Source organism: Mesorhizobium sp. 131-2-1, from assembly GCF_016756535.1.
Taxonomy (GTDB): domain Bacteria; phylum Pseudomonadota; class Alphaproteobacteria; order Rhizobiales; family Rhizobiaceae; genus Mesorhizobium.
In genome coordinates, this window is the sequence record NZ_AP023247.1 from 4,689,310 (window position 1) to 4,711,719 (window position 22,410).

26 protein-coding genes and 2 tRNA genes are annotated in these 22,410 nt (G+C 65.0%); 15 read left to right on the top strand and 13 right to left on the bottom strand.

Annotated elements, in window-relative coordinates:
- Positions 1-21 precede the first annotated feature (21 nt).
- The 3 genes from JG743_RS22915 to JG743_RS22925 all read left to right on the top strand — a co-directional run bounded on the left by JG743_RS22915 (position 22) and on the right by JG743_RS22925 (position 2,647).
- Positions 22-171, top strand: a complete 150-nt coding sequence (locus JG743_RS22915; RefSeq protein WP_202303173.1) for a hypothetical protein — start codon at positions 22-24, stop codon at positions 169-171.
- A gap of 850 nt (positions 172-1,021) precedes the next feature.
- Entirely contained in the window at positions 1,022-1,726 is a 705-nt protein-coding gene (locus tag JG743_RS22920; RefSeq protein ID WP_202302903.1) for an SOS response-associated peptidase, read from the top strand.
- 102 nt (positions 1,727-1,828) lie between these two features.
- Positions 1,829-2,647, top strand: coding sequence for a class I SAM-dependent methyltransferase (locus tag JG743_RS22925; RefSeq protein WP_202292996.1), 819 nt, complete (start codon positions 1,829-1,831; stop codon positions 2,645-2,647).
- Between the two features lie 92 nt (positions 2,648-2,739).
- Here the strand turns inward: JG743_RS22925 and JG743_RS22930 are convergent, their stop codons facing one another.
- Positions 2,740-3,060, bottom strand: coding sequence for a hypothetical protein (locus JG743_RS22930; RefSeq protein WP_202292997.1), 321 nt, complete (start codon positions 3,058-3,060; stop codon positions 2,740-2,742).
- A 100-nt stretch (positions 3,061-3,160) separates the two neighbouring features.
- Here JG743_RS22930 and JG743_RS22935 point away from each other — a divergent pair, with 100 nt between their 5' ends.
- The gene (locus tag JG743_RS22935) at positions 3,161-3,337 is read left to right on the top strand and encodes a hypothetical protein (protein WP_202292998.1); all 177 of its coding nucleotides are present in this window, start codon (positions 3,161-3,163) and stop codon (positions 3,335-3,337) included.
- A complete protein-coding gene (locus JG743_RS22940) occupies positions 3,334-3,543 on the top strand; it encodes a hypothetical protein (protein ID WP_202292999.1) in 210 nt (69 codons plus the stop codon). The genes JG743_RS22935 and JG743_RS22940 overlap by 4 nt, the downstream gene beginning before the upstream one ends.
- A 194-nt stretch (positions 3,544-3,737) precedes the next feature.
- Here the strand turns inward: JG743_RS22940 and JG743_RS22945 are convergent, their stop codons facing one another.
- The 4 genes from JG743_RS22945 to JG743_RS22960 all read right to left on the bottom strand — a co-directional run bounded on the left by JG743_RS22945 (position 3,738) and on the right by JG743_RS22960 (position 8,627).
- Complete coding sequence (locus JG743_RS22945; RefSeq protein WP_202293000.1) at positions 3,738-4,217, bottom strand: class I SAM-dependent methyltransferase; 480 nt, start codon at positions 4,215-4,217, stop codon at positions 3,738-3,740.
- Between the two features lie 282 nt (positions 4,218-4,499).
- Positions 4,500-5,939, bottom strand: coding sequence for an FAD-binding oxidoreductase (locus tag JG743_RS22950; protein ID WP_202293001.1), 1,440 nt, complete (start codon positions 5,937-5,939; stop codon positions 4,500-4,502).
- Between the two features lie 131 nt (positions 5,940-6,070).
- Positions 6,071-7,003: a dimethylarginine dimethylaminohydrolase family protein gene (locus JG743_RS22955; RefSeq protein ID WP_202293002.1), complete on the bottom strand. Its 933-nt coding sequence runs from the start codon at positions 7,001-7,003 to the stop codon at positions 6,071-6,073.
- Between the two features lie 31 nt (positions 7,004-7,034).
- Positions 7,035-8,627, bottom strand: coding sequence for an amidohydrolase (locus JG743_RS22960; RefSeq protein WP_202293003.1), 1,593 nt, complete (start codon positions 8,625-8,627; stop codon positions 7,035-7,037).
- 82 nt (positions 8,628-8,709) lie between these two features.
- Between JG743_RS22960 and JG743_RS22965 the strand changes: the two genes are divergently transcribed.
- The 6 genes from JG743_RS22965 (at position 8,710) to JG743_RS22990 (ending at position 14,554) form a co-directional block, all read left to right on the top strand.
- Complete coding sequence (locus tag JG743_RS22965; protein ID WP_202293004.1) at positions 8,710-9,606, top strand: LysR substrate-binding domain-containing protein; 897 nt, start codon at positions 8,710-8,712, stop codon at positions 9,604-9,606.
- Positions 9,607-9,762: 156 nt separating this feature from the next.
- Positions 9,763-10,857, top strand: coding sequence for an ABC transporter ATP-binding protein (locus JG743_RS22970; RefSeq protein ID WP_202293005.1), 1,095 nt, complete (start codon positions 9,763-9,765; stop codon positions 10,855-10,857).
- A 66-nt stretch (positions 10,858-10,923) separates the two neighbouring features.
- Positions 10,924-12,036, top strand: coding sequence for an ABC transporter substrate-binding protein (locus JG743_RS22975; protein WP_202293006.1), 1,113 nt, complete (start codon positions 10,924-10,926; stop codon positions 12,034-12,036).
- Between the two features lie 22 nt (positions 12,037-12,058).
- Positions 12,059-12,892, top strand: coding sequence for an ABC transporter permease (locus JG743_RS22980; RefSeq protein ID WP_202293007.1), 834 nt, complete (start codon positions 12,059-12,061; stop codon positions 12,890-12,892).
- Positions 12,893-12,896: 4 nt separating this feature from the next.
- The gene (locus tag JG743_RS22985; RefSeq protein ID WP_202293008.1) at positions 12,897-13,703 is read left to right on the top strand and encodes an ABC transporter permease; all 807 of its coding nucleotides are present in this window, start codon (positions 12,897-12,899) and stop codon (positions 13,701-13,703) included.
- Between the two features lie 119 nt (positions 13,704-13,822).
- Positions 13,823-14,554, top strand: a complete 732-nt coding sequence (locus JG743_RS22990) for an SDR family NAD(P)-dependent oxidoreductase (protein WP_244672885.1) — start codon at positions 13,823-13,825, stop codon at positions 14,552-14,554.
- A 378-nt stretch (positions 14,555-14,932) separates the two neighbouring features.
- Here the strand turns inward: JG743_RS22990 and JG743_RS22995 are convergent, their stop codons facing one another.
- A complete protein-coding gene (locus JG743_RS22995) occupies positions 14,933-15,292 on the bottom strand; it encodes an ArsR/SmtB family transcription factor (RefSeq protein WP_127422875.1) in 360 nt (119 codons plus the stop codon).
- Between the two features lie 439 nt (positions 15,293-15,731).
- Here JG743_RS22995 and JG743_RS23000 point away from each other — a divergent pair, with 439 nt between their 5' ends.
- Positions 15,732-15,977 (top strand): DUF982 domain-containing protein, encoded by a 246-nt coding sequence (locus JG743_RS23000; protein ID WP_127399939.1) that lies wholly within the window; start codon positions 15,732-15,734, stop codon positions 15,975-15,977.
- 73 nt (positions 15,978-16,050) lie between these two features.
- On the opposite strand, the gene JG743_RS23005 is transcribed toward JG743_RS23000, so the two are convergent.
- Positions 16,051-16,127: transfer RNA gene (locus JG743_RS23005), tRNA-Arg, on the bottom strand.
- A gap of 55 nt (positions 16,128-16,182) precedes the next feature.
- On the bottom strand, positions 16,183-16,488 hold the full coding sequence (locus tag JG743_RS23010) for an ETC complex I subunit (RefSeq protein ID WP_126055558.1): 306 nt from the start codon (positions 16,486-16,488) through the stop codon (positions 16,183-16,185).
- A 325-nt stretch (positions 16,489-16,813) separates the two neighbouring features.
- On the opposite strand from JG743_RS23010, the gene JG743_RS23015 reads away from it, so the two are divergent.
- The 3 genes from JG743_RS23015 to JG743_RS23025 all read left to right on the top strand — a co-directional run bounded on the left by JG743_RS23015 (position 16,814) and on the right by JG743_RS23025 (position 18,964).
- On the top strand, positions 16,814-17,983 hold the full coding sequence (locus JG743_RS23015) for a flavin-containing monooxygenase (protein WP_244672886.1): 1,170 nt from the start codon (positions 16,814-16,816) through the stop codon (positions 17,981-17,983).
- A 94-nt stretch (positions 17,984-18,077) separates the two neighbouring features.
- Positions 18,078-18,154 (top strand) — tRNA-Pro (locus JG743_RS23020).
- 99 nt (positions 18,155-18,253) lie between these two features.
- On the top strand, positions 18,254-18,964 hold the full coding sequence (locus JG743_RS23025) for a hypothetical protein (protein WP_202293009.1): 711 nt from the start codon (positions 18,254-18,256) through the stop codon (positions 18,962-18,964).
- Positions 18,965-19,144: 180 nt separating this feature from the next.
- Here JG743_RS23025 and JG743_RS23030 read toward each other — a convergent pair whose 3' ends face one another.
- The 5 genes from JG743_RS23030 to JG743_RS23050 all read right to left on the bottom strand — a co-directional run bounded on the left by JG743_RS23030 (position 19,145) and on the right by JG743_RS23050 (position 22,344).
- Complete coding sequence (locus JG743_RS23030) at positions 19,145-19,567, bottom strand: type II toxin-antitoxin system VapC family toxin (protein ID WP_202293010.1); 423 nt, start codon at positions 19,565-19,567, stop codon at positions 19,145-19,147.
- Positions 19,564-19,818, bottom strand: coding sequence for a FitA-like ribbon-helix-helix domain-containing protein (locus JG743_RS23035; protein ID WP_202293011.1), 255 nt, complete (start codon positions 19,816-19,818; stop codon positions 19,564-19,566). The genes JG743_RS23030 and JG743_RS23035 overlap by 4 nt, the downstream gene beginning before the upstream one ends.
- 83 nt (positions 19,819-19,901) lie before the next feature.
- Complete coding sequence (hdaA, locus tag JG743_RS23040; RefSeq protein ID WP_202293012.1) at positions 19,902-20,606, bottom strand: DnaA regulatory inactivator HdaA; 705 nt, start codon at positions 20,604-20,606, stop codon at positions 19,902-19,904.
- Positions 20,607-20,612: 6 nt separating this feature from the next.
- Positions 20,613-21,815: an AI-2E family transporter gene (locus JG743_RS23045; protein WP_202293013.1), complete on the bottom strand. Its 1,203-nt coding sequence runs from the start codon at positions 21,813-21,815 to the stop codon at positions 20,613-20,615.
- Entirely contained in the window at positions 21,787-22,344 is a 558-nt protein-coding gene (locus tag JG743_RS23050) for a CDP-alcohol phosphatidyltransferase family protein (protein ID WP_202293014.1), read from the bottom strand. Before JG743_RS23050 ends, JG743_RS23045 begins: the two co-directional genes overlap by 29 nt.
- Between the last annotated feature and the right edge of the window lie 66 nt (positions 22,345-22,410).

Sequence of the window (22,410 nt, forward strand, 5' to 3'; positions counted from 1 at the left end):
ACTTGTTGAGCAGACGCTAATATGATGACCAAGAGCCTCAACAACGCCACCCCCAGCTCTCCGATCCACGAGGTCAAGCCTTCGCTGGCCGGCAAGGTGGCGCCGGCGCTGTTTCCGCTGGTCGTCGTGGCGCTCGGCTATCTCGTCGGCCGGCAGTTCTTCGGATTCTGAACGCGGAAACGCCGGGACCGCGCCTTGGCGTCGGGATTCGATCTTTCCGTTTCATCGACGCTCCTGCCCGAGAACGTCTCATCGCTTCATGGAAACGCTGAACCGCTCCATCTCTTCGTTTTGAGGCAATTCCGGCCGGGGACAACGCCGGGCACGCCGTCGAGGACTGAGGAGAATCAAGGCCGTACACGTTGGTCCTAGGCCCTAGGTCGCTATTGCCCTCGTATTAGCATGAGCGCATGTTCAGACAAGCCGGCGAGGTCGCAGAAGCCGGTCAGGCCCGGCGGCCAACCCATACATCACCCCCCCTCGGCGGCCGGGCCACCTAACTTCCGAAGATGAGATGAAAGTACGCACCAGGGCGCCGACGAGCTGCGCCGGCAAGGCGGTGGACGCCTTCCTGTGCCTGCGGGCCAGAGGGGACCGCGAAGGATCGCTACTGAAGCGATGATGACGCCCCGGCGATCGGTTGAGGCGAGAGAAGCTTCCGCTCAGGGAGCCTTCGAGGAAACGCCCGCGGCAAGCGCTCCAAGCTTTCCGGCTTTGAGCAGTGTCGGCTTTGCGTAGGTCTTCTTCACGGAATCCCTCCTTGAGCGGAAGCCCGATTCTCCGCTGCTTCGCCGGTTCTGTCAACGCGCCGGGGTTGAGCAGCCCGAGACGGCCCTCAGTTCACGCCCAATCGCGTCGGCTGGTTCCACATACTCCGCCTGGTTGTGGCTGAGCCCGTCACGGCATGGCACGAAGATCATCGCGGCGAGCGCCGCTGGCGGCACGTTACTCGCCGGCGGCGCCTGGCACTGGCGCTTTCGTGGAAAATGCGGGATCAATCGACAGCCGGGAAACGCTGCCGATGTGCAACCTCTACAACATCACGACCAGCCAGGAGGCGATCCGCCAGTGGACGCGCACCCTGCGCGATATTCTGGGCAACCTCGAACCCTCGATCGACATCTATCCCAACCAGTTCGGCCCGGTGGTGCGCAACGCCGCCGACGGCGCGCGCGAGCTTGCCAGTCTGCGCTGGGGCATGCCGACGCCGGCGGAGCGCATGCGCGGCAATGCCGATCCCGGCACCACCAACATCCGCAATCCGCAATATGGCCACTGGATGCCTTACCTCGGCATCGAGAACCGCTGCGTTGTGCCGGTGACGAGCTTCGCCGAGCCCTCGCCGACGCCAGGCGACAAGGACCCCGAAACCGGCGTCCAGAAGAATTTCTGGTTTGCGCTCGGCGAAGAGCGGCCGCTGTTCTTCTTCGCCGGCCTGTGGACGCAATGGCAGGGCGTGCGCAAGGTCAAGGAAGGTCCGGGCGACCACCAGCTCTACGGCTTCCTGACCACAAGGCCCAACGCACTGATCGCACCGATCCACGAGAAGGCGATGCCGGTGATCCTGACCACGCCGGAAGAGACCGAGACATGGCTCACCGCGCCGTGGTCGGACGCGAAGAAGCTGCAGCGCCCTGCCCCGGACGACGCGCTGGTGATCGTCGAAAAGCCGGCGACGCAGATCAAGTTTCCCGCCGAGCCGCCGGCGCAGGGGTCGTTGTTTTAGACGGCTCAAGGAAGGAACGAGCCATTAGCGCCAAGTCGAGACACTGGCGCTGGACGTAGCGAACGTGCGATCGGTGCTAGAATTAGGCATCTTGGGGGGTCGATGAACGATACCGACTATGTGCTGGGGCATGCCGAGGCCGAACTGCACCGCCTCAGTACCCAGGCGCGGTTGATCGATCCGATCACGCGTCGCTTTCTGGAAGCCGCCGGGATCGCAAAAGGTATGCGTATCCTCGATATCGGCAGCGGGGCTGGCGATGTCGCCTTTCTCTGCAGCGAACTCGTTGGGCCGACTGGAGAGGTTGTAGGTACTGACCTTGCCCTTGCAGCCGTCGAACGGGGTGAACTACGCGCCAGGAATGCCGAGTCAGGCAGAATCTCCTTTAGACACGGCGATCCGGCTGAACTGAACTTTGACGAACCATTCGATGCGATAGTTGGTCGCTACGTTCTGCAATTCATGCCCGATCCAGCACAGTCGCTCCGACAGATCGTCCGTCATTTGCGGCCCGGTGGGGTCGTCGTGTTCCACGAACTTGATTGGGATGGCGCTCGTTCGTCGCCCCCGTCGCCAACATACGACCAGGTATGCAGGTGGCTCAGCCGTACAATCGAGGGTGCGGGAGCGCAGGTGCGCCTCGGTGCGCGACTTGCCTCTCTATTTGAAGATGCTGGTTTGCCCTCGCCGATCCTGAGGTTGGAGGCGGTCATCTCGTCAGGACCACGCGCAGTTGACGTTGTGCACCTTGTGACCGATCTCGTGGAGACACAATTGCCGACCATGGAGAGGCTAGGGATCGTGGCAGCTTCGCAGGTCGAGCCCTTCGCACTCGCTGACCGTATCCTTTCGGAGGTCGGTACCGGCGGCACGTTGATGGGGAGATCGGAGATAGGTGCCTGGACCACCAAGCTGGAGTGAACGCACGCGTCTCGCGATGACCGCTCTCCAAACGCCTTCCTTCATGCGACGCTCGCAACTGAACGACGGCAAAGGGTCGAAAGCCGCCTTCCCTACTGCTCGTCCTTCCACACCACCCGCCGCACCGTCCTTATTTCGGCAAGCCGCCTCACCCGGATGCCCTGCCTTTCCCGCGCAGTCGGGCTCTGCGTCTCGGCGTGCATGAACTCGTTCTTGCCGCAGCGCTCGCAGCGCATCTTGCTGCCGACGAGGTCAGGTTCGATGTCGCCGAAAATCTTCTGCAGGTCGTCGGGCTGATACCAGCGCTTGACGTTGCAGAGGCCGCAGCGGACGAGCACGAGCTGCCCGATCTCATGGGCATTGCTGAGCCGTCGTCCGCCGCCGCGCTTTCGTCTTCCGTCAGTATCAGGCATGCCTAATAATAGGAACGCATTCCTCTTCCGGTCAATTCGTCCTTGACATTTTTGTTCCCTTTTTGTTCACTCACCAAGTGACACATCAGGAGGTGCCGGGATGGACCAGATCGTGACGCTGGACAGCCGCCAGGAGGCGGCGCTTCAGGCCGTGGCCGACAAGTTCATCGCGCTCCACAAGGGCGATGCGGTGAAGGCGCTGAAGGAGATGATCGTGCTCAACGGCGACCTTCAGGAGCGGCTGGATGCACTGCAGGCTTCAAGGAGGCGGCAATGAGCATCCTGCATCTTGATGCCGAAGCGCAGGCGGAATTGCAGGCCGAAGCTGAGAAGCTGATCGCCCGCTATGCGAGCCCGCTGGAAACGGTGAAGGCGCTGATGGCCTATAATTGCGAGTTGGAGACGCAGATCCTCGCACTTGCCCACCGCCACCCGGAGCTGGTGTCGGTGAGCTATGACGATACGCCGGCGGTGATAGGCTGAGCGCCGTTGGCGCTGCTGCGCGGTTGCCCCCGTCGTCGCGCCGACGAATGCCTAGCGTCAGGCGGCCCGCAGACCTTCCTTGGGACCGTCTCGTAGACACCACGAGCCCAGTCGACGCGCGCCTTGTCCATCGCCGGCTCGCGCCAGCGGGCGTGGACGTTCATGACGAAATACGAAGTGAGCAATGGTGGCGGCTAGTTCACGCGCCAGAGGAAATACGGCCAGTCCGGCGTGTCGAAGGTCAGGGCTGTCCAGCGCGGCGACTGCATCGCCCGGTCGCTGACCACCACGCCGCCCGGTGCCATCAACCCGTCGATCAGCGCCGCCAGCCAGCCTGCCTGGGCAGCGTCACGGGCGCGGTCCTCGCTGCCGAAATCGGCATGGGCCAGGGCTGCGGGCGCGCGGCCGGACAAGGCGGACAGCGTTTCGCGGAAATCGCCCAGCACCAGGTCGGCGCCGGCCGGCGCTGCATCGGCCGGGGCGTGCAGGTCGCGGTCGAAGGCGATGATCCGGCGCTCCGGGAACAGCTTGCGCAAATGGCTGTAGGTTCGGCCCTTGCCCAGGCCGATCTCCAGCACCGGGCCCGGCAGGCCCCGGATCTCCTCCGCCGCCCGCTCCAGCGCCCGGCGCTGGGTGGTGAGGCGAGCGATCATGTGGTCGAGGCGGCTGTCCATGGGCGGCTCCGGGCAGACTCGAGGGTGTCGGGGGCCGTCACTGTAGGTTCGGCCGGGAACGCCGTCGATCCCGAAAGCGGCAACCAGGCCGATGGCGCTGAAGGAGAGATCTTGCTCAACGGACATTTGCAGGAGCGGCCGGATGCGCTCGACGCGCCGCGTAAGCCCATGCGGCAAGAGCTTTGCCGGAAGCAGTGTCGGGGCCTTGTCGCGCCGTCAACTTGCAGTCCGTCGGCGCTGCTGCGCGGTTGGCCGCGTCGTCGCGCCGACGGATGACTGGCCTCAGGCGGCCCGCAGACCTTCCTTCGGACGCAGGTTCTGGTTCATGCGGAACAGGTTTTGCGGGTCATAGCGCTGCTTGATCTCCAGCAGCCGGCGATAGTTGCCGCCATAGGCCGCTTCGACCCGGTCGACCTCGTCCTCCGGCATGAAGTTCACATAGGCCGTGCCGGCGGCAAAGGGCTTGGCTGCTTCGTAGATGCCGCGAGCCCAGTCGATGCAGGCCTTGTCCATTGCCGGCTCGCGCCAGCGGGCGTGGACGTTCATGACGAAATGCGAACTGCGCTGCGGAAATGCCGTTGCATCTGCCTTGACGCGACCGGCCGCCCCGCCGACATGGCCGAAGAATATCTCGCATTCGGGACCCGGAAGCTTCGCAATCGCCGCCGTGGTGATCGCGACCGCGCCATCTGAAAGCTCGGTGAAGTCATGGCTCTTCCAGTAGTTGCGGGCGCCTGGCGCAAGCAGCGGGTCGAAGGCCTGCTGCCAGCCGGTGAACGGATTGGGCCCGACGACATCGGCGATCGGCGAGCCGATGGCGCGGAGTTTCCGCGTCGCCTTCTCGCCGGCCTCGATGTCGCCGCAATAGCACATGGCCAGCACCAGCACCTCCTTGCCGTGCCATTCGGCCGGCAGGAAAGGCAGCGGTGGCGCCTGCCGCATGACCACCCAGCAGGTCAGTTCGTCGGGCGCATCTTCCAGCGCCTCGCGATATTCCCGCAGCACTTTCCCGGCATCGGCGAAGGGATGGACGACAAGCCCCGACAGCACCTGCGGCCCGAACTCATGGAGCTGGAACTCGAACGCCGTGACGACGCCGAAATTGCCGCCGCCGCCGCGCAGCGCCCAGAACAGGTCGGGATTTTCGCTCTGGCTGGCGCGTAGCAGCTTGCCGTCGGCGGTGACCACGTCGGCGGAAACGAGATTGTCGATGCTCAACCCAAATTTGCGGGTGATCCAGCCAAAGCCGCCGCCCAGGGTCAGGCCAGCAATACCGGTGGTCGAGTTGATGCCGGTCGGCACCGCCAGTCCAAAGGCTTGTGTTTCCCTGTCGACATCGGCAAGCGTGGCGCCGGGTCCGACCCATGCCCGCCGTGCCCGGACATCGACCCGCACCGACTTCATCATCGACAGATCGATCATCAGGCCACCGTCGCAGACGGCGCTGCCAGCGATGTTGTGGCCGCCGCCGCGCACGGAGACGAGAAGTCTGTTTTCCCTGGCGAAATTCACGGCCGTTACGACGTCGGATGCGCCGACGCAGCAGACAATCAGCCCTGGCCGCCGATCGACCATCGCATTCCAGATGCTGCGCGCGCCATCGTAGGCGGCGTCGCCTTCGCGCAGCACCGTGCCGCGTATCTGTGCCGAAAGTGCTTCGAGGGCGGCGGCACCGAGCGTCGTCTTGCCGCCTTCAAGGGTAGTGAAGCTCATGGCATTCATGATTTCCTCCCGATCTTGTGGACGAGCCCCCCTTTCTGTTTTTAGTGTGCTCTTATGTTAGCAATCACGCAAGTTAAGGCGGGCGCCGACGCCCGCCATTTGCGTTCCTGTGTGCCGGCCGAAGCGCCGCCTTACGCCGCCTCGCGCTTCAACGCCTGCGCCATGCAGTGGATGCCGCCGCCGGTCTTGGAGATCTCGCTCATGTCGACGGCCGCGACCTCGAAGCCCCGCGCCCTCAACTGGCCGATCAGCGTCTGGCTCGAGGTCGGCGCGATCACCCTGTCCTTGCCGAGCGACATGAAGTTGCAGCCGAGCGCCATCGTGTCCTGGAAGGGCACGTCGATGATCTCGTGGCCCTTGCCTTTCAGCCAGTCGACGATGCCGGGCTCGGTGCAGGCGAGGCAGACCGCTGTGAGTTTTTCGGCAATCGGCACGACCATCAGGTCGATATGGACATAGTATTCGTCGATGAAGGCGATGCGGGTCTCCCAGCCTTCCTTGTCGAACCAGGCCTGCACCTGGCGGGCGCCCTCCTCCTGGGTGCGTGCGCCGCCGCAGCCGATCAGGACCACGCCGTCCTCGATGACGTTGAAGTCGCCGCCCTCGAAGGTGCCGGCGGTGACCATGTCGTAGATCGGGATGCCGAGCTTTTCATAGGTGCGGATGGCGGCATAGTTCTCGCCGCGCCGCCACCAATTGGCCATGGCGGTGATGATGGCGCCGTAAGGGGTCATGACGCTGGAGTCGCGCGAATAGACCTGCATGGGCAGTTCCGGCGTCGGCTCGTGCCAGTGGATGTTGACGCCGAAATGCTCGTAGGCCGCGACCAGGTCCTTATGCTGCGCCTGGGCGATCTGGACGTTGCAGGGCGCCTCGCGCAGATGTTTTCTCGACAGCGAGCTGGTCGACAGATGGCGCAGGAAATTCGGCGAGCCGAGCAGAACGTCGGTCAAGACATCGGTCTCGTTGGCGAAGCCCCAGGCGGTCAGCGGCTCGGTGCCGCCGGCCGGGTTGCGGCGCTGCAACGAGAACGGTTCGGCGACGATGCGGTCATGGACGGTCATGGGGTTCTCCTCGAACTGAAAGAGTTGCGTGTCATGCGGTGGAAGCGGCCGGGATCCACCAGTCGCGCCCTCGCGCGGTGGTGACATATTCCGGCCAGCGGAAGTTGATCGGCGGTTCGTAGTCGCAGAGCGGCGCGGTCCAGTTCGAGCCTCCGACACCGCCGCCGGTGCGGGCAACGAACTCGTCCATGGCGGCGTCGCGTGCGGCCTTGTCCTCGAGCAGGCGGAGCGCCGTCAGCGCGACCGTCTTCGAAGCGCAGGTCACCATCGGATCGATGGTGGCGGCAATGCCGCCGAGCGCATTCATCACCCAGGCCGGATAGGCCTGGCCGTTCGCGGAACGCAGCGCCGGACGGGCGACATAGAAGCGTGCGGTCGGCGCGTGCCAGCTCATGTCGGTGTAGTCGTCCGAGGTCGAATTGGTTTGCGACGGCGGCAGGTGGCGGCGCAGGATCGCCTCTGCCTCCTGTGGCGAAACCAGCCGCTCCAGCTCGTCGATGAACGGGTTCTCCGTCGCCTTGCCGCCGGCATTGACCTGGATCTCGCGCGCGATGGCTCTCGCCGCCTCGTCCCAGCGCGGCGGCCCGACGGTCGAAAGCGCCTGATACGTGATGTCGGCCATGGCGTGATTGGCAAGGCCCGGTCGCGACTTCGAGACCCAGTGGCGCTCAAAACGGCAGCCGCTGATCGCAGCGGCGGCCGCCGCATTGCGGTCGAGCACCGCGGTAACCTGCTCGGCCATGGCAATGGTAGGCACGCGGATCATGTACTGGATCTCGGCCATGCCCGCCGGCAGATTGTCGGCCGTCGCCTGGCCGGCCGTCAGGATCGCCTCGCTGATCGACCAGCCGCCCTGATGCGGCAGCATGGAATCGCGCAACGCCTTGGAGGCCATGTACATCGTCATCAGCGCGTCGTTGGCGCCCGGCGCGCGGACCGCAGAATGCGCCTGCGGGATCGGCGCGCCATCGCTTGCGCGAACCCAGTTTTCGGGCTCGTCGCAAATGAAGCGGTAGATCATCGCGTAAGCGGCGCCGCAATGCGTGTCCCAGCGCGCCGTGTTGCAGAGCGGCAGCATGTAGAAGGGATGGAAGGAGATCATGCCGGCAAGGCCGTCATAATAGCCCCTTGCGGCATGGATCGGCTTCGAACCCCTCACCTTTTCCGCCGGTTCGCCGGTAAAGCGCAGCGTGCCCTGAATGCCGTGGCGCTGCATCGCCGCCTTTGCGGCGAGCAGCCCGCCGAGGCTGACGATGCCCAGCCCTGAATGCGGATCGGTATGGCCGCCGGCCTCGAAGCCGAGGCCCGGGCGCGGCCGCTTCACCGTGGCGGCATCCTGGCAGTTGCCGGGCACGGCGTCGTATTCGGCATACATGCCGACGGTCGGGCCGGCGCCGTTCGTCCAGTGAGCACAAAAGGCGGTCGGCATGCCGGCCGAGCCTTCCTCGACCGAAAAGCCTTCCTGTCTCAGCCGTTCGACATACCAGGCGGCCGACTGGTACTCGCGCCAGGCGGTCTCGCCGAAGTCGAAGATGGTCCGCGTCCATGCCGACAGCGACGGCTGGATGTCGTCGAGGCAGGCAACCGCGGTCGCTTGCGCCGATGTCGTCAGCGGTTTCTCCATGGCCAGAAGAAAGCAGTGAAGCGGCTTTTCAAAAAGTGATATGTTTTCCCGGTTCGTGCAAATTCGGTTCACCTGAGGTCCCTTGCGCATACCTTCCACCCAGGCGCTTCGCGCCCTCGACAGCTTCGCCCGTCATGGCAGCGTCTGGCGCGCCGCCGACGAACTTCACCTCACTCGCAGCGCCGTCTCGCATCAGCTCCGCCTGCTCGAACGCGACCTCGGCTTCGACCTGCTGGAGCGCATCGGCAAGGGCGTCGCGCTCACCCCGCGCGGCCAGCGCTACGCCAGCGACGTGCGCAAGGCGCTGACCGTTCTGGGCGACGCGGTGGGTCGCAATGCCGGCACCGGCGTCGGCGGCTCATTCGCCGTCTCCTGCACGCCGGGCTTCGCCTCGCTGTTCCTTTGCACCCATATCGGCGAGTTCCGGCAGATGTATCCGGACGTCGCGCTGCACATCCTGACGCCGAGGCGCCTCGACGACGTCAGCAATCCAGACGCCGATGCCTTCATCGCTTTCGGCGTCGGCAACTGGCCAAACCGCGCGGCCGAGCTTTTGTGCGAGATCTCGTTCACGCCGCTCTGCAGCCCGACGCTGCTCAACAAGGTCGGCGGCTTTTCCAAGCCCGCCGACGTGCTGCGCGCCAACCTCCTGCATCTCGGCGACACCGAGGACTGGGCGCGCTGGCTGGCGCTCTCCAAGGTGGAAAATCCGGATACCGAGGGCGGCATCTTCTTTTCCGACATGAACCTCGTCTTCTCGGCGGCGATCGCCGGCCAGGGCATCGCCATGGGCGACGAGCTGACCAGCCGCAAGGCGCTGAACGAGGGCCGCCTGGTGCGACCCTTCGACATCGCGATCAAATCGCCGCGTTCGTATTTCCTGGTATCGGAACACGCCAAGGCGAGCCACCCGGTGCTGCAGGCGTTCGGCGGGTGGTTGCGGTCGAAGCTTTCGGAGAACCGGGTCGGGCCGTATTGAAGCGATACGGCGGACGCGTGTGCGACGCAGCGCCGACCTTTCCGCCCAAACCCGCCCAGACGTGAATCAAATTTGCCGATCAGGCGAAAACTATTCGGTTGCGGTGAGCCATCGCCGTGCCCTACGATTTCACCCAGCCACCAAGGAAGAGGCAGGATGCAGCAACCCGGCCGGGCCGCAGAGATCAAGGCGAACGGGATCGGCAAGAGCTTCGGCTCGTTCCGTGCGCTGGACAATCTGACGCTCGATATCGGCCGCGGCGAGTTCCTGACGCTGCTCGGGCCGTCGGGCTCCGGTAAGACGACCTTCCTGATGATCCTCGCCGGTTTCGTGCAGCCGACTGAAGGGCGCCTGTTCAGCGATGGCGTCGACATCACCGATCGGCCGGCCGAACAGCGCGCCGCCGGCATGGTGTTCCAGGGCTATGCGCTGTTCCCGCATATGAGCGTCGAGCAGAACATCGCCTTCCCGCTCAAGGTGCGCAAGAAACCGGCCGCCGAGATCAAGCGCCGCGTCGCCGAGATGGTCGAGCGCGTCGGGCTGAAGGGCCACGAGACGAAATTGCCGGCGCAGCTTTCCGGCGGCCAGCAGCAGCGCGTGGCGCTGGCCCGGGCGCTGGTGTTCGAGCCGGGCGTGCTTCTGCTCGACGAGCCGTTCTCGGCGCTGGACAAGAGCCTGCGTGGCCAGATGCAGGCCGAGATGAAGCGGCTGCACCAGGAGACAGGCACCACCTTCGTCTTCGTCACCCACGACCAGAGCGAGGCGCTGGCGCTGTCGTCGCGCGTCGCCATCTTCAACCATGGCAAGCTGTTGCAGGTCGGCAGGCCGGACGAGGTCTACGACCGGCCGGCCAACCGCTTCGTCGCCGAATTCCTGGGCGAGATAAACATGCTGCCGGTGAAGGGCGTGACGCCCGCCGACAACGGCGCAGTCGGCCTTTGCGAAGACCGCGCTGTCAGCATGCGCTGCAAGGCCGAGGCGGTCAAAGGCGACGCCATCCTGGCGATCCGCCCCGAGCACATGTCGATCGCGCGCGAGGCGGCAGTGGGCGAGAACGGCATCGCCGCGACGGCGATCGCCTCCACCTACCTGGGTGCCGCGACCAGGCTCGATCTCACGACGCGGCAAGGCTCGAAGGTCACGGTTTCGGTGCCGAACGAAGTAGCGGCCGCGGCGCTCAGCAAGGGCAATTCCGTCTGGCTGACCTGGCCAGCCGAAAAAGGTTTCCTCCTTCCGGACGGAGGGCAATGAGCGCCGCTGCGGCCTGACCTCGCCGCACCGGTTTTTGGAATATCAACGACAACAAGGGGAACTGACATGACCGATACCAAGAAACACGCAATGGAATCGCTTGCCGCCAGGGCAAGAAGTGGCGAGATCTCGCGCCGGCAGTTCGCGCAGCTCGCCGGGCTGGTGCTTGCCGGCACGCCGATGCTCATGCGCTCGACCGGCGCCTTCGCCGCGGCGAAGGAGCTGGTGCTGGTGAACTGGGGCGGCGACGCCATCACCGCCTATGACGCCGCCTACGGCCAGGCCTTCACCAAGGACACCGGCATCACCGTCAAGATGGACGGCTCGGGCCCGACCGAAGGCGCGATCGCGGCGCAGTTCAAGAGCGGCGCGCCGACCTGGGACCTCGTCGACGTCGATCCGTTCTCGGCGATCACGCTCGGCGCGCAAGGGATGCTCGAGCCGATCGACTACACGGTCGTCGACAAGAAGAAGATGCGCGAGGGTTTCGGCTGGGAATATGCCGCCTCGACCTATTTCTTCTCCTACGTGATCGCCTACGATTCCGAGAAATACGGCAAGGACGCCCCGACCGGCATGGCCGATTTCTTCGACGTGAAGAAATTCCCGGGCAAGCGCTCGCTCTACAAATGGGGCGTGTCGAGCTGGGAGGCGGCACTTCTGGCCGACGGTATCGCGCCGGCCTCGCTCTACCCGCTCGATCTGAAGCGCGCGCATGACAAGATCGCCGCCTTCAAGGAGAACGTCGTCGCCTATTGGGGCGGCGGCGCCGAGAGCCAGAGCGTGCTGCTCAACGGCGAGGCCTCGATGGCGATCGTCTGGTCGACGCGCGCCTCGCTGATCGAGCAGGACTCCGGCGGCAAGATCAAGTTCATCTGGGACCAGGGCCTGATCTCGCCCGGCGCGCTTGCCGTGCTCAAGAACAACCCCGGCGGCAAGGACGCGGCGATGAAGTTCATCGCCAGCGCGCAGGACCCGCAAAAGCAGCTGGTGATGTTCGACAAGCTCGGCCAGGGCCCGGCCAATCCGGCCGCCGACGCACTGATCCCCGCTGACAAGAAGCGCATCAACCCGGTCGACCCCGAGAACATGAAGAAGCAGATCGCGCTCGACATGGAGTGGTACGCCAAGAACTACGGCGCCGCGCTCGACGAATACACCAAGATCATCTCCGCCTGACCGGCGGAGACGATCATCTGACATGAGAGGCACCCTCTCCGACAGGACGGGCGCGGCGCTGTTGATGGCGCCGCTGCTCCTGTTCCTGATCCTTGCCTATGCCTGGCCCTTCCTCGGCGTGGTGAAGTGGAGCTTCACCTTGCCGACGCCGGGGCTCGGGCAATATGGCGCCTTGGCCACCGACCCGCTGGTGCAGTCGGTGTTCATCCGCACGCTGCGCATTGCGCTCATCGTCACGCTGGTGTCGGTGACGGCCGCCTACGCGATCACCGTGGTGTGGGTGCGCGGCAGCCCGGTGCAGCGCGTGCTTGCCGAATTCTGCATCCTGGTGCCGTTCTGGATCTCGGTGCTGACGCGCGCCTTCGGCTGGGTGGCGCTGCTCTCCAACCGCGGCCTGATCAACACCTGGCTGCAATCGATCGGCTTCATCTCCGAGCCGCTGGCGCTGGTGCGCAACGAATTCGGCGTGATCATCGGCATGACGCATTTCCTCATCCCCTTCGCGGTGTTTCCGTTGGCGTCGGCCATGCGCAGCCTCGACGAGCGCGTGCTGCTCGCGGCGCGCGGGCTGGGCTCCAGCCGCATGCGCACCTTCTGGACGGTGTTCGTTCCGATGACACGCTCCGGCATCATCGGCTCGGCGATGATCGTCTTCGTCTTCTCGCTGGGCTTCTTCGTCACGCCGGCAATCCTTGGCGGCGGCCGCAGCGTGATGATCGCCGAGCTGATCTATCTCAGGATCTTCCAGAGCCCGGACTGGGGGCTGGGCGCGGCGATCAGCGTCGTGCTGGTGATCTTCGTCGGCGCGCTGATGGCGCTGCTCTTCCGCTACGTCAAACCGAAGCAGCTGGTGTAGCGCGATGCCGACCTATCGTCCCGGTCCCGTCTCGCTGATCCTCGCCGTGCTGGTGGCGCTGTTCCTGCTTCTGCCGCTGCTGGCCGTCATCCCGGTGTCGCTGACGCCGAGCAGGATGCTGGCAATGCCGTCGGGCGAGCTGTCGCTGCGCCACTACCGGGCGCTCTACGAGGACCCGCGCTGGATCGATGCCATCCTGCTGTCGATCCGGATCGGCGTCGTCAGCAGCGCAATCTCCACCATGCTGGCGCTTTGCTTCAGCCTTGGGATCTGGATGTTCCAGCCGCGCTTCACCGCTGCCCTTGTCGGCTTCGTGCTATTGCCGATGGTGGTGCCGCCGGTGGTCTCGGCGATCACGCTCTACTTCCTGCTGACCTCGATCTCGGGGATGAGCTCGTTCTTCGGCTACGACACTTGGCTCGGCGTCGCCATGGCGCATTCGGTGATGACAGTGCCCTTCGCCACGGTGCTGATCCTGGTCTCGCTCAGCCAGCTCGACCGCCGCATCGACCTTGCCGCGCGCGGCCTCGGCGCCAGCGTCTGGGAGCGCGCCACGCGCATCATCATGCCCAACATCAAGTTCGGCATCGTCACCGCCGCCCTGCTCTCCTTCGTGCTCTCCTGGGAAGAGATCGGCGTGACTTTGTTCATCACCTCGGTCAACGCCATCACGCTACCCCGCCTGATGTGGATGGGCCTGCGCGACAACATCGATCCGGCGATCGCCGCGCTGTCGGTGATCCTGATCATCATCACTGTGCTGGTGCTTGCGGTGAGGAGCATAGTAACCAGGCAGCGCGGGGCGCACTAGACCTCAGCGAGACGTGGCCAACCTGATCAAATCGTCAGGCCATCTGACGCGAGGCGCCCATCTGGTCTGCTCGACTTCACTCACCAAGCGGCGCTTAGTACACAAGACACTGGCGTTTCATGGAGGTGATGGTGTCGGTGACTTACGACTTTGCCGGCCGAACAGCCATCGTCACAGGTGGCGCTCGCGGTATCGGTCGAGCGATAGCAGGCAAGCTTGCGTTGAGTGGAGCGGACGTTTGGATCTGGGATATCGAGCCTGTCGAGCTTGAAGGCACACGCTCTCTGTCGGTGGACGTGACGAAACGCGATAGCATCATGCAAGCGCTGACACTCATGGGCGCAAGCGAAATCGACATTCTCGTGAACAATGCGGGGTGGCTAGGCAGCTATAAGCCGTTCGAGGAATTCGAACCGGCGGAATGGCAGCGAATCCTGCAGGTCAACCTGCTTGGCACGTTCGAAGTTACGCATCGGGTGCTGCCGCTTATGCGACGATCGGGCAAGGGTCGTATCGTCAACATGGGATCCCTTGCCGGTAAAGAGGGACTGCCCAGCCTTGCGGCCTATTCCGCAGCGAGCGCCGGTGTCATCGCCTTCACCAAAGCGCTGTCGCGGGAGGTCAGCGATACCGATATTCGCGTCAACTGCATCGCTCCGGGTCCGATCGATACCCGCCTTATCCGGGACCTCGGCAATGAGACCGTCGACTCAATGATATCGGCAAGTCCGCTGAAGCGGCTTGGCGATCCGAACGAGGTAGCGGCGCTGGTGGTATGGCTTTGCTCGGATGCCTGCGCGTTCAACACCGGCGCTGTTTTCGATATGTCCGGCGGCCGGGCCCGATACTAGCAGAGATAGTTTTCTTGTGGCTGAGCCGGACGGCCACCGTTGCCAATCCTGCCTGGCCGTGCGCAGCATTATCTCCAGACGCCACGCGGCGCGAGGGCGCCATGCCCGTCTGGCGACTTTCCATCTAGGCCAAAAGGCAAGGAGGCCCGCCGGTTAGCGAGCCTCCTTAGGCTCTGTGGGATTTGAACCTTCATGTGATCCGGGGGTATGGATCGGGAAGCAGCCTAGCCGATATGGCTCCGCCGCACGATTTACAAATTCGTAAGCTTCGGCGGAGGGAACCGTCAGACACAGCTTCGAGCACCGGCCTGGAAGGCCGGTGCTCTGCTCGCAGATCGCAAGGCTGCCCGGCGCGGCGGGGGCGCCAGGCTACCTGTTTCAGGCCGCCTGCGGCCGGCGCTGCCTTTCGGCGACATACTGCCGGTGCTGACCAGCGAGCGGGCGCTCCGTCGCCAGCAGGCCATCGAGCAAGGCGAGCAGCTCGCGCGCCGCGGTCGACTTGCAGGAATAGTAGACCATCTGCCGGTCGCGGCGGGTTTCGACCAGGCCAAACCTGCGCAGCTTCGCAAGATGCTGCGACAGGGCAGACTGGCTGAGATCGACCTTCTCGGCGAGAGTGCCCACCGAGAGTTCGCCCGCAGCCAGATAGTTCATGATCAAAAGCCGCTTCCCGTTGCCCATCACGGTCAGAAACGCTGCCGCGGTTTCGGCGTTGGAAGTGAGTTCCTTCGAGACCATCGATTTCCCCATGCTTCGTGCTCTTCCGAAGCCACGGGGGCAATGGCATCAGACATCCAGAGCGTTACCTGAGCCAACCATCCCGACGAAGTCGGAACTGTGCTCTGCTTCTTGTATTGACCATGATCCTTCTCGAAAAACCGGTTGCCACCATTCGGGATCATGGCCGGGACGTCCTGCGCGCCTTGGAAAGCGGCGCAAGCCGGCGCAGATTCGCAGACTTCCGAACCAGCGCTACCAAGAAGTACCAGCACGGCGCTCTTTCAGCAAGAATATAACGATTTCTTGCGCCGCATTTGCGGCGCCCCGCCCGTTTCAAGGCGGCCGCGCGAAGGCCGCAGGAGCGGCCAAGGCGACCTCACGCCCTATTGAGACGGGCAATGAAACCCGACGGCCCTTTCTGCGTTTTAGCTGGTTGAAGGCAATGAGGGTTCCCGACATGACCCAGGGATGGTTTTCGAGGCCGGTCACGGTTTCGGTGGGTGTCGCGGGCGCGATCAGGCACATTTCCAGCGCACAGCAGGCGGCAGAACTGCTGGCGGGCCAATGGCGCGACGCCGGCAGCGCGCTGCACGGTTCGGCGCTGCGCGCCTGCCGCAGGGCGATGAGCGGCGAGGTCTCGGCCGATGCGGCCAGGGACGCCTTCATCGGCGCCGCGCGTGAGGCGCATGTGCTGGTGGAGTAGCGGCGCGTTTCGAGCGGCGGCGCGGTCGTGCAACGGCTCCGTGCGTCTTGGCCGGCGGTCATTCCAGTCGAATTGGCGATCCCGGCAGGATTCGAACCTGCGACCATCGGCTTAGAAGGCCGGTGCTCTATCCAGCTGAGCTACGGGACCGCTGGCCGGCCGTGCCGGCTGATGCTTCGCGAAGGACGCCGTCCGGCTTGCCGGCTCAGTGCGTCCAGGGCGTCCTGCGGTCATAGCGGAAATTCTCCGCGTAGGAAATCTGCCGGCGCTTGGGCTCCTTCGGCTCCTCGACGCGGAAGGCGAGGCCTTCCTTCTCGGCATAGGCCACCGCCTCTTCCCTGGTGTCGAAGGTCAGCCTGATCTGGCTCAGCATGTCGCCAGAGGTGGTGTAGCCCATCAGCGGGTCGATCTTCTTGCGCTGCGCGGGATCGAATTCCAGCACCCAGCGACCAGTCTTGGCCTTGCCCGATTGCATCGCGGTTTTGGCTGGGCTGAAAATGCGCGCGGACATGTCCACCTCGTTGCTCCCCGGAGCAGCGCTCCAGGCGTTTGTACCGGCGCCCGCCCTCGAAAAACCCTATTCAGGTTCTCCCGGTCGCGCGCCCACCCCGTCATTACTGTGCAATGACGCCGGCGGCAAGGCGGGTCTGCAACGGACCGCGCGACGACTGGCAATCGCGCGGGCGACGATTGGCAATCGCGCGGACGACGATTGGCAATCGCGTCTGCGACGTTTTGCAAAACGCGCCTGCGACGTTTTGCAAACGCGCTTGGTTGGCGCGAGACTGGAGGCGGCATATGTCGGATACACTGGTGTGCCACTCACGGCTATGACAATGACGGATATGGTAGCGGAAACCTTGCTGGCCGACCCGGGGACTTTCGACGGCGCGATCGTGATTGGCGCCGGCGCCGCCGGGCTCGCCGTTGCCCAGGCGCTCGCCGCGGCCGGCGTGCCGACACAGGTGCTGGAGCGGGAGAACAGGCTGGCCGAGCCCTGGCACAGGCGGCACGAGAACCTGCATCTCAACACCCACCGCGATCTTTCCGCGCTGCCAGGTGTCGCCTATCCCGCCGGCACGCCGGCGTTTCCGCACCGCACCACGGTGATCAGCCACCTCAATGAATTCGCCGAAATGCATCGGGTGCCGGTCGAATTCGGCATCGCCGTAGAAGAGGTGAGCTTCAACGGCGAGCACTGGACGGTCAGGACCAGCGCCGGGTCGCGGCGCGTGCGCCATGTCGTGATCGCCACCGGCCGCGACCGGCAGCCGTTCATTCCCGCCTGGAAAGGCATGAAGGACTTTGCCGGGCGCATCGTCCATTCGGCGGATTTCGGCGCGGCGAAGGACTATGAGGACAAGAAGGTGCTGGTTGTCGGCGCCGGCAATTCGGGCTTCGACGCGCTCAATCACCTTTCCGGCGCGAAGACCGGACAGATGTGGCTGGCGGCCCGCAACGGCCCCTCGCTCTTGCCCAAGCGCATCGGTCAGATCGCCGTGCACCGCTTTTCGCCCTTCATGGCGCGGCTGCCCGTGCGGCTGGCGGACTGGGCGATGGCGCTGACCCAACGCCTTGTCTTCGGCGACCTCAGCAAATTCGGCCTGCCGCGCGCGCTCTCGGGCGGCGCCAGCCGCCTCGGCTCCGACTATACGGCGATCGCCTCCGACGACGGCGCCGTTGATGCCATCAAGGCCGGCAGGGTCATCGTGGTGCCGCAGATCAGGGAATTCACCCGCGACGGCGTCATTCTGGATGACGGCCGGACCATCACGCCCGACATCGTGATCGCGGCAACCGGCTACCGCACCGGGCTGGAGCCGATGCTCGGCCTGCTCGGCGTGCTCGACGGCAAGGGCGTGCCGCTGTTCAACGGCGCCGACAGCGATCCGAAGCTGCCGGGCCTGTGGTTCACCGGCATGCGGCCGAGCATCCGCGGCTGCTTTGCCAATGCCCGCATCCAGGGCGCCGCGATCGCCCGCGAGATCGCCGGACAGCGACGCTAAGCGGCTGCAGGACGCAGCGATCCTTCTTCGTCTTCGCTTTTTTCTTTTCGTGGGTTGCCTTCGTGGGCCTGGAACCCTATACGCCGCGAGGCCTCGGAGTGTAGCGCAGCCTGGTAGCGCACCTGATTTGGGATCAGGGGGTCGCAGGTTCGAGTCCTGCCACTCCGACCATTCCAGCTTGTGGCCGGAGCACGGGCGTCGTTTGCAAACCCGGCAAGCCAATCCGCCTCGATCCGGACCAGAAAGGCCCCAGCCATGGCCGCGGTTGTCGTGGCGATCCTCGACCGTGACGACTGGTCCGAGAATACCGACGTCATCGTGTTGGTCGACACCTTCAGGCGACGCCTGACCTGGGTGCCGCGCGATCTCTGGTCGCCCATGATAGGCGATCGCATCAATAAAGCCTTCGCGAACGGCGGCGGCGCCCTGCTGCTCAAGGCGTTGGCGGAACTCGGCTTTCGGGCCGGCAGCGTGCTCTGCCTCAGGCGCGCGGCAAGCGAGGCCGCACTCGCCGGCGTCTCCGTCACCGTGCCGGTCAGCGAGCCGCTCGACTTCTGGTATCCGCTCAGCCCAACCGGCCGCACCGAGGATGGCAGGATCGAAGTGTCGTTCCGGCCGCCGCGCGAGCTGTTGTCCGGCGTGCGTCTGCACCAATGGATCGGCGCGCGCACCATGGTCAACGGCCCCGGCACGGACATCCAACGCCTGCGGCGGCAGCAGCTGCTGCTTCACGCATTGATCGCCCAGGGCTTCGATTTCGCAAGCGCGCTCAAGAATCCCGATCTGGTGCGGATCACCGGGCCGGATCCCTTGCCCGCGCTGAGCCGCGTGAGGGGAAACTGGCGCATGCAGGTGTTCGACCGAGTCGACGACGCCACGATCGACGGCAAGATGGTCCTGGTGCCGAAAAGGCCCAAGCCATGGTGGCGGCGAACGCTGCGCCGGCTGCGGCAGAAATTGAGGCGGAAGCAGGGTTCCTGACGCGCTCCTGGGCGACGACCATGCGCTGAATCTGACGGGCAAGCTCGCCGGGCGAGAACCCCAACCGCCTTGCACCCGGCGAGCCTACAACCCGACCTGGAACGCGATCGGGACCGGGGTCAGCCGGCACATTGGACGGTGCAAGATGGGTGCCAGCGGCTTGGTCCCGTATTGGGACAGCTACGCCGCACTTTCCCAAGGATTGACGACTGGTATGCCTGCCGCATGAAAGGCCGACGTGTCGCGCGAAGCGACGTGGAAGCCCCTTGCGGCGGCGATCGCCGCTATGTAGCCATCGGGTACGGGAAACCCCTTGCCAGCGGTTCTGGCCGTTGCGGCAAGGCCGGCATACTGACGCGCTGCTTGTGCATCGAATGCCAGAACGCGCTGATCGAACACTGCGTATATGCCGGCAAAGGCCTCAGCCAGGACGTTCCTGCGGCGGCCCGCTGGCATCACCTCGATACCGAACAGCACCTCAGCAAGCGTGACGCTGGAAATATACAATGTTTCAGCAACCTGATCGTCCAGCCATGCCAGCACCGCCGGATGGGGTTCCGGCCTCATCACCTCCGAAACGACATTGGTGTCCAGGAGGATCATTCGAACCTCAGAGGCTCGGCCGGGCCTTTATCGCGGGCCTGCTCCAGGGCATCGACATCCTCGTCCTTCACGCCGGCGCGGCGGGCGATTTCGGACACCAAAGAGCCCAACCTCACACGCCCTTCCGGGCGCACGGCGTTCTCGAGTATGGCCCTGATTTCCGCCTCGGTGCTGCGACCATGCAAGGCGGCGCGCACGCGCAAAGCGCGGTGGGTTTCTTCCGGCAGATTTCGAATGGTCACCGCTGTCATTGGTATCACTCCGATATCAATGACTGAAATGATATCATATTTCGGCGGATGATGTCATCCTTTTGACGACGAAAAGGGCCAGCCTAAATCTCGAACTCGCCCTGCCCTTCGTCCATGGCGCTGACGGTCTCGGCGGCGAGCGCCCGGGTGATCGGCGTCTTGCGCTCCAGCGCCGCGCGGTCGAGGCGCTCGACGACGCGCATGGCTGTGGCCAGCGAGCGCTCGATGCGCCTGACCAGATATTGCACGACATGCGGCTCGACCTCGACCTGGCGGTCGGCGAAGAGTTTTGTGATGACGCCGGCGAGCAGAAGGTCGTCAGGCTCGTGGATCTCGACGGTCGCGGCCGCCTTCAGCCGCGAGATGAGGTCGGGCAACGCGACGCCCCAGGCCGAGGGAAAGCGCCTGGCCGTCAGCAGCAGGGTTGAGCCGGCGCCACGCACGGCGTTGATGAGGTGGAAAAGGCCCGCCTCGTCGACCGGGTGCTTGTCGACATCGTCGATCAGGACAGGCTTGTCGCCGAGATCGGCGATGCACTCTTCGATACGTCCGGCATCCACCCTTAGCGCGCCAGCGCGGGCCTGCCAGATCGAGGCCAGGTGCGTCTTGCCCGAGCCGGCAGGACCCGCCAGCACCACGACCGCCGACGGCCAGTCGGGCCAGCGATCGACCAGCGCCACCGCCTGGGCGTTGGTCGAAGACACCACGAGCTCGTCACGCGAATAGCCGGTGCCGTGGCCGAGATCGAGCGGCAGCTGGCGCGGCGGGTCGGTTCTGTCAGCGGCCATGGCGCTTCAGCCGCGCGGCTTGGCGCCCCGGCGGCGGTCGGCCGGCAGCGGCGGAGCGGGCTCGGTGACGTGGCCCTTGTAGAGCGGCGATTCGAGATAGCGGGCGATGGCGAAGCGCACCAGCACGGCGACGGCGGCCGAGGCCGGCACGGCGATCAGCAGCCCGACGAAGCCGAACAGCGCGCCGAAGGCGAACAGCGCGAACATCAGCCAGACCGGATGAAGGCCAACGCTCTTTCCCACCAGCCTCGGCTGCAGGATGTTGCCCTCGATGAACTGGCCGACGAAGAACACGCAGGCCACCGCCAGCACCATGGTCCAGTCCGGCCAGAACTGGACGAAGGCGACGCCGACGGCGAGCACCAGCCCGGTCAGCGAGCCGACATAGGGGATGAAGGAGATCAGCCCGGCGAAGAGGCCGATCAGGATCGCGAAGTTGAGGCCGGTCAGCGTGAGGCCCGTGGCATACATGGCGCCGAGCACCAGGCAGAGCGTACCCTGGCCGCGCACGAAGCCGGCGGTCGCGGTGTTGATGTCGCGCGCGATCGCCCGCACCGTCTCGACATAGTCGCGCGGCACCCAGCTGTCGACCTCGGCCACCATGCGGTCCCAGTCGAGCAGCATGTAGAAGGCGACGACCGGTGTCACCACGAACAGGCTGACCACCGAGACCAGCGCCACGCCGGAGCTCCAGATCGAGGTGAAGACGGTGGTGAGCAGGCCGAAGCCGGAGGTGAGCAGCGAGTTCAGCCCGTCGCGCAGGCTGGCGGCATTGACGCCGAATCTCTGTTCCAGCCATTGCGGATCGAAGCTGGTGATCAGCGCCTGCAGGCGGGTGAGATATTCCGGCAGCTTGCCGGCGAAATCGGCCATTTGCGTCGCCAGCACAGGGACCAGGATGACGAAGGCCAGCACCAGGACGACGATGAAGGCGATCAGGATGACCACCGTCGCCATCAGCCTGGAGAGGCCGAGACGCTGCAGCCGGTCGGCGACCGGATCGAGGAAATAGGCGAGCACCATGCCGGCGACGAAGGGCAGAAGGATGCTGGAGAAGACATACAGGAACAGCGCCAGGAACACGGCCGTGCCCAGCCAGAAGAAGATCTGGCGGCGGAACGCCAGGGACGCGGCCTCGCCAGCCGCCGCTGCCTCGGCGGCCGCTTCGATGGATCCTTGGTCAGGTGCCCGGTGTGGAGCCTTCGCCATAGCCACTCATATGCCTCAGCCAGGCCACGAGATAGGCCGCGGCCGAAGCTACGGTCAAGACCCCGGACAGCACTATGAGCGCGGGCCTGAGCGGATCAAGGTGGAGCGAAAACGCCAGTTCACCCAGCACCACCGCCGCCAGCACGATCTGGATTGCGGTGTTGGCCTTCGACACATAGAGCGGCTTCACCTCGACCGGATGCGCCATCACTGTCGACAAAAGCACCGCGCAAACGATCAGCGCGTCGCGCGAGACCATGGTGACGACCAGCCACAGCGGCAATTGCCCGATGAAGCCCATGACCACGAACACCGAGACCAGCAGGAGCTTGTCGGCCATCGGGTCGAGATAGGCGCCGAGCTTCGAAAACTGGTTGTAGCGGCGGGCGATGAAGCCGTCGACGCCGTCGGAGACGCCGGCGACGAGGAAGCCGGCGAAGGCCCAGTCCCAACGCGCCTGTAGCATCGCCAGCACCACGGCAGGCACCAGCAGCAGGCGCATGATCGTGATCATGTTGGGGATGGTCAACAGTATGCCCCGTCGCGTCTTGTCTAGAGATAGATGATGGAGATGGCGGGTGGGCGCAAGCACTAC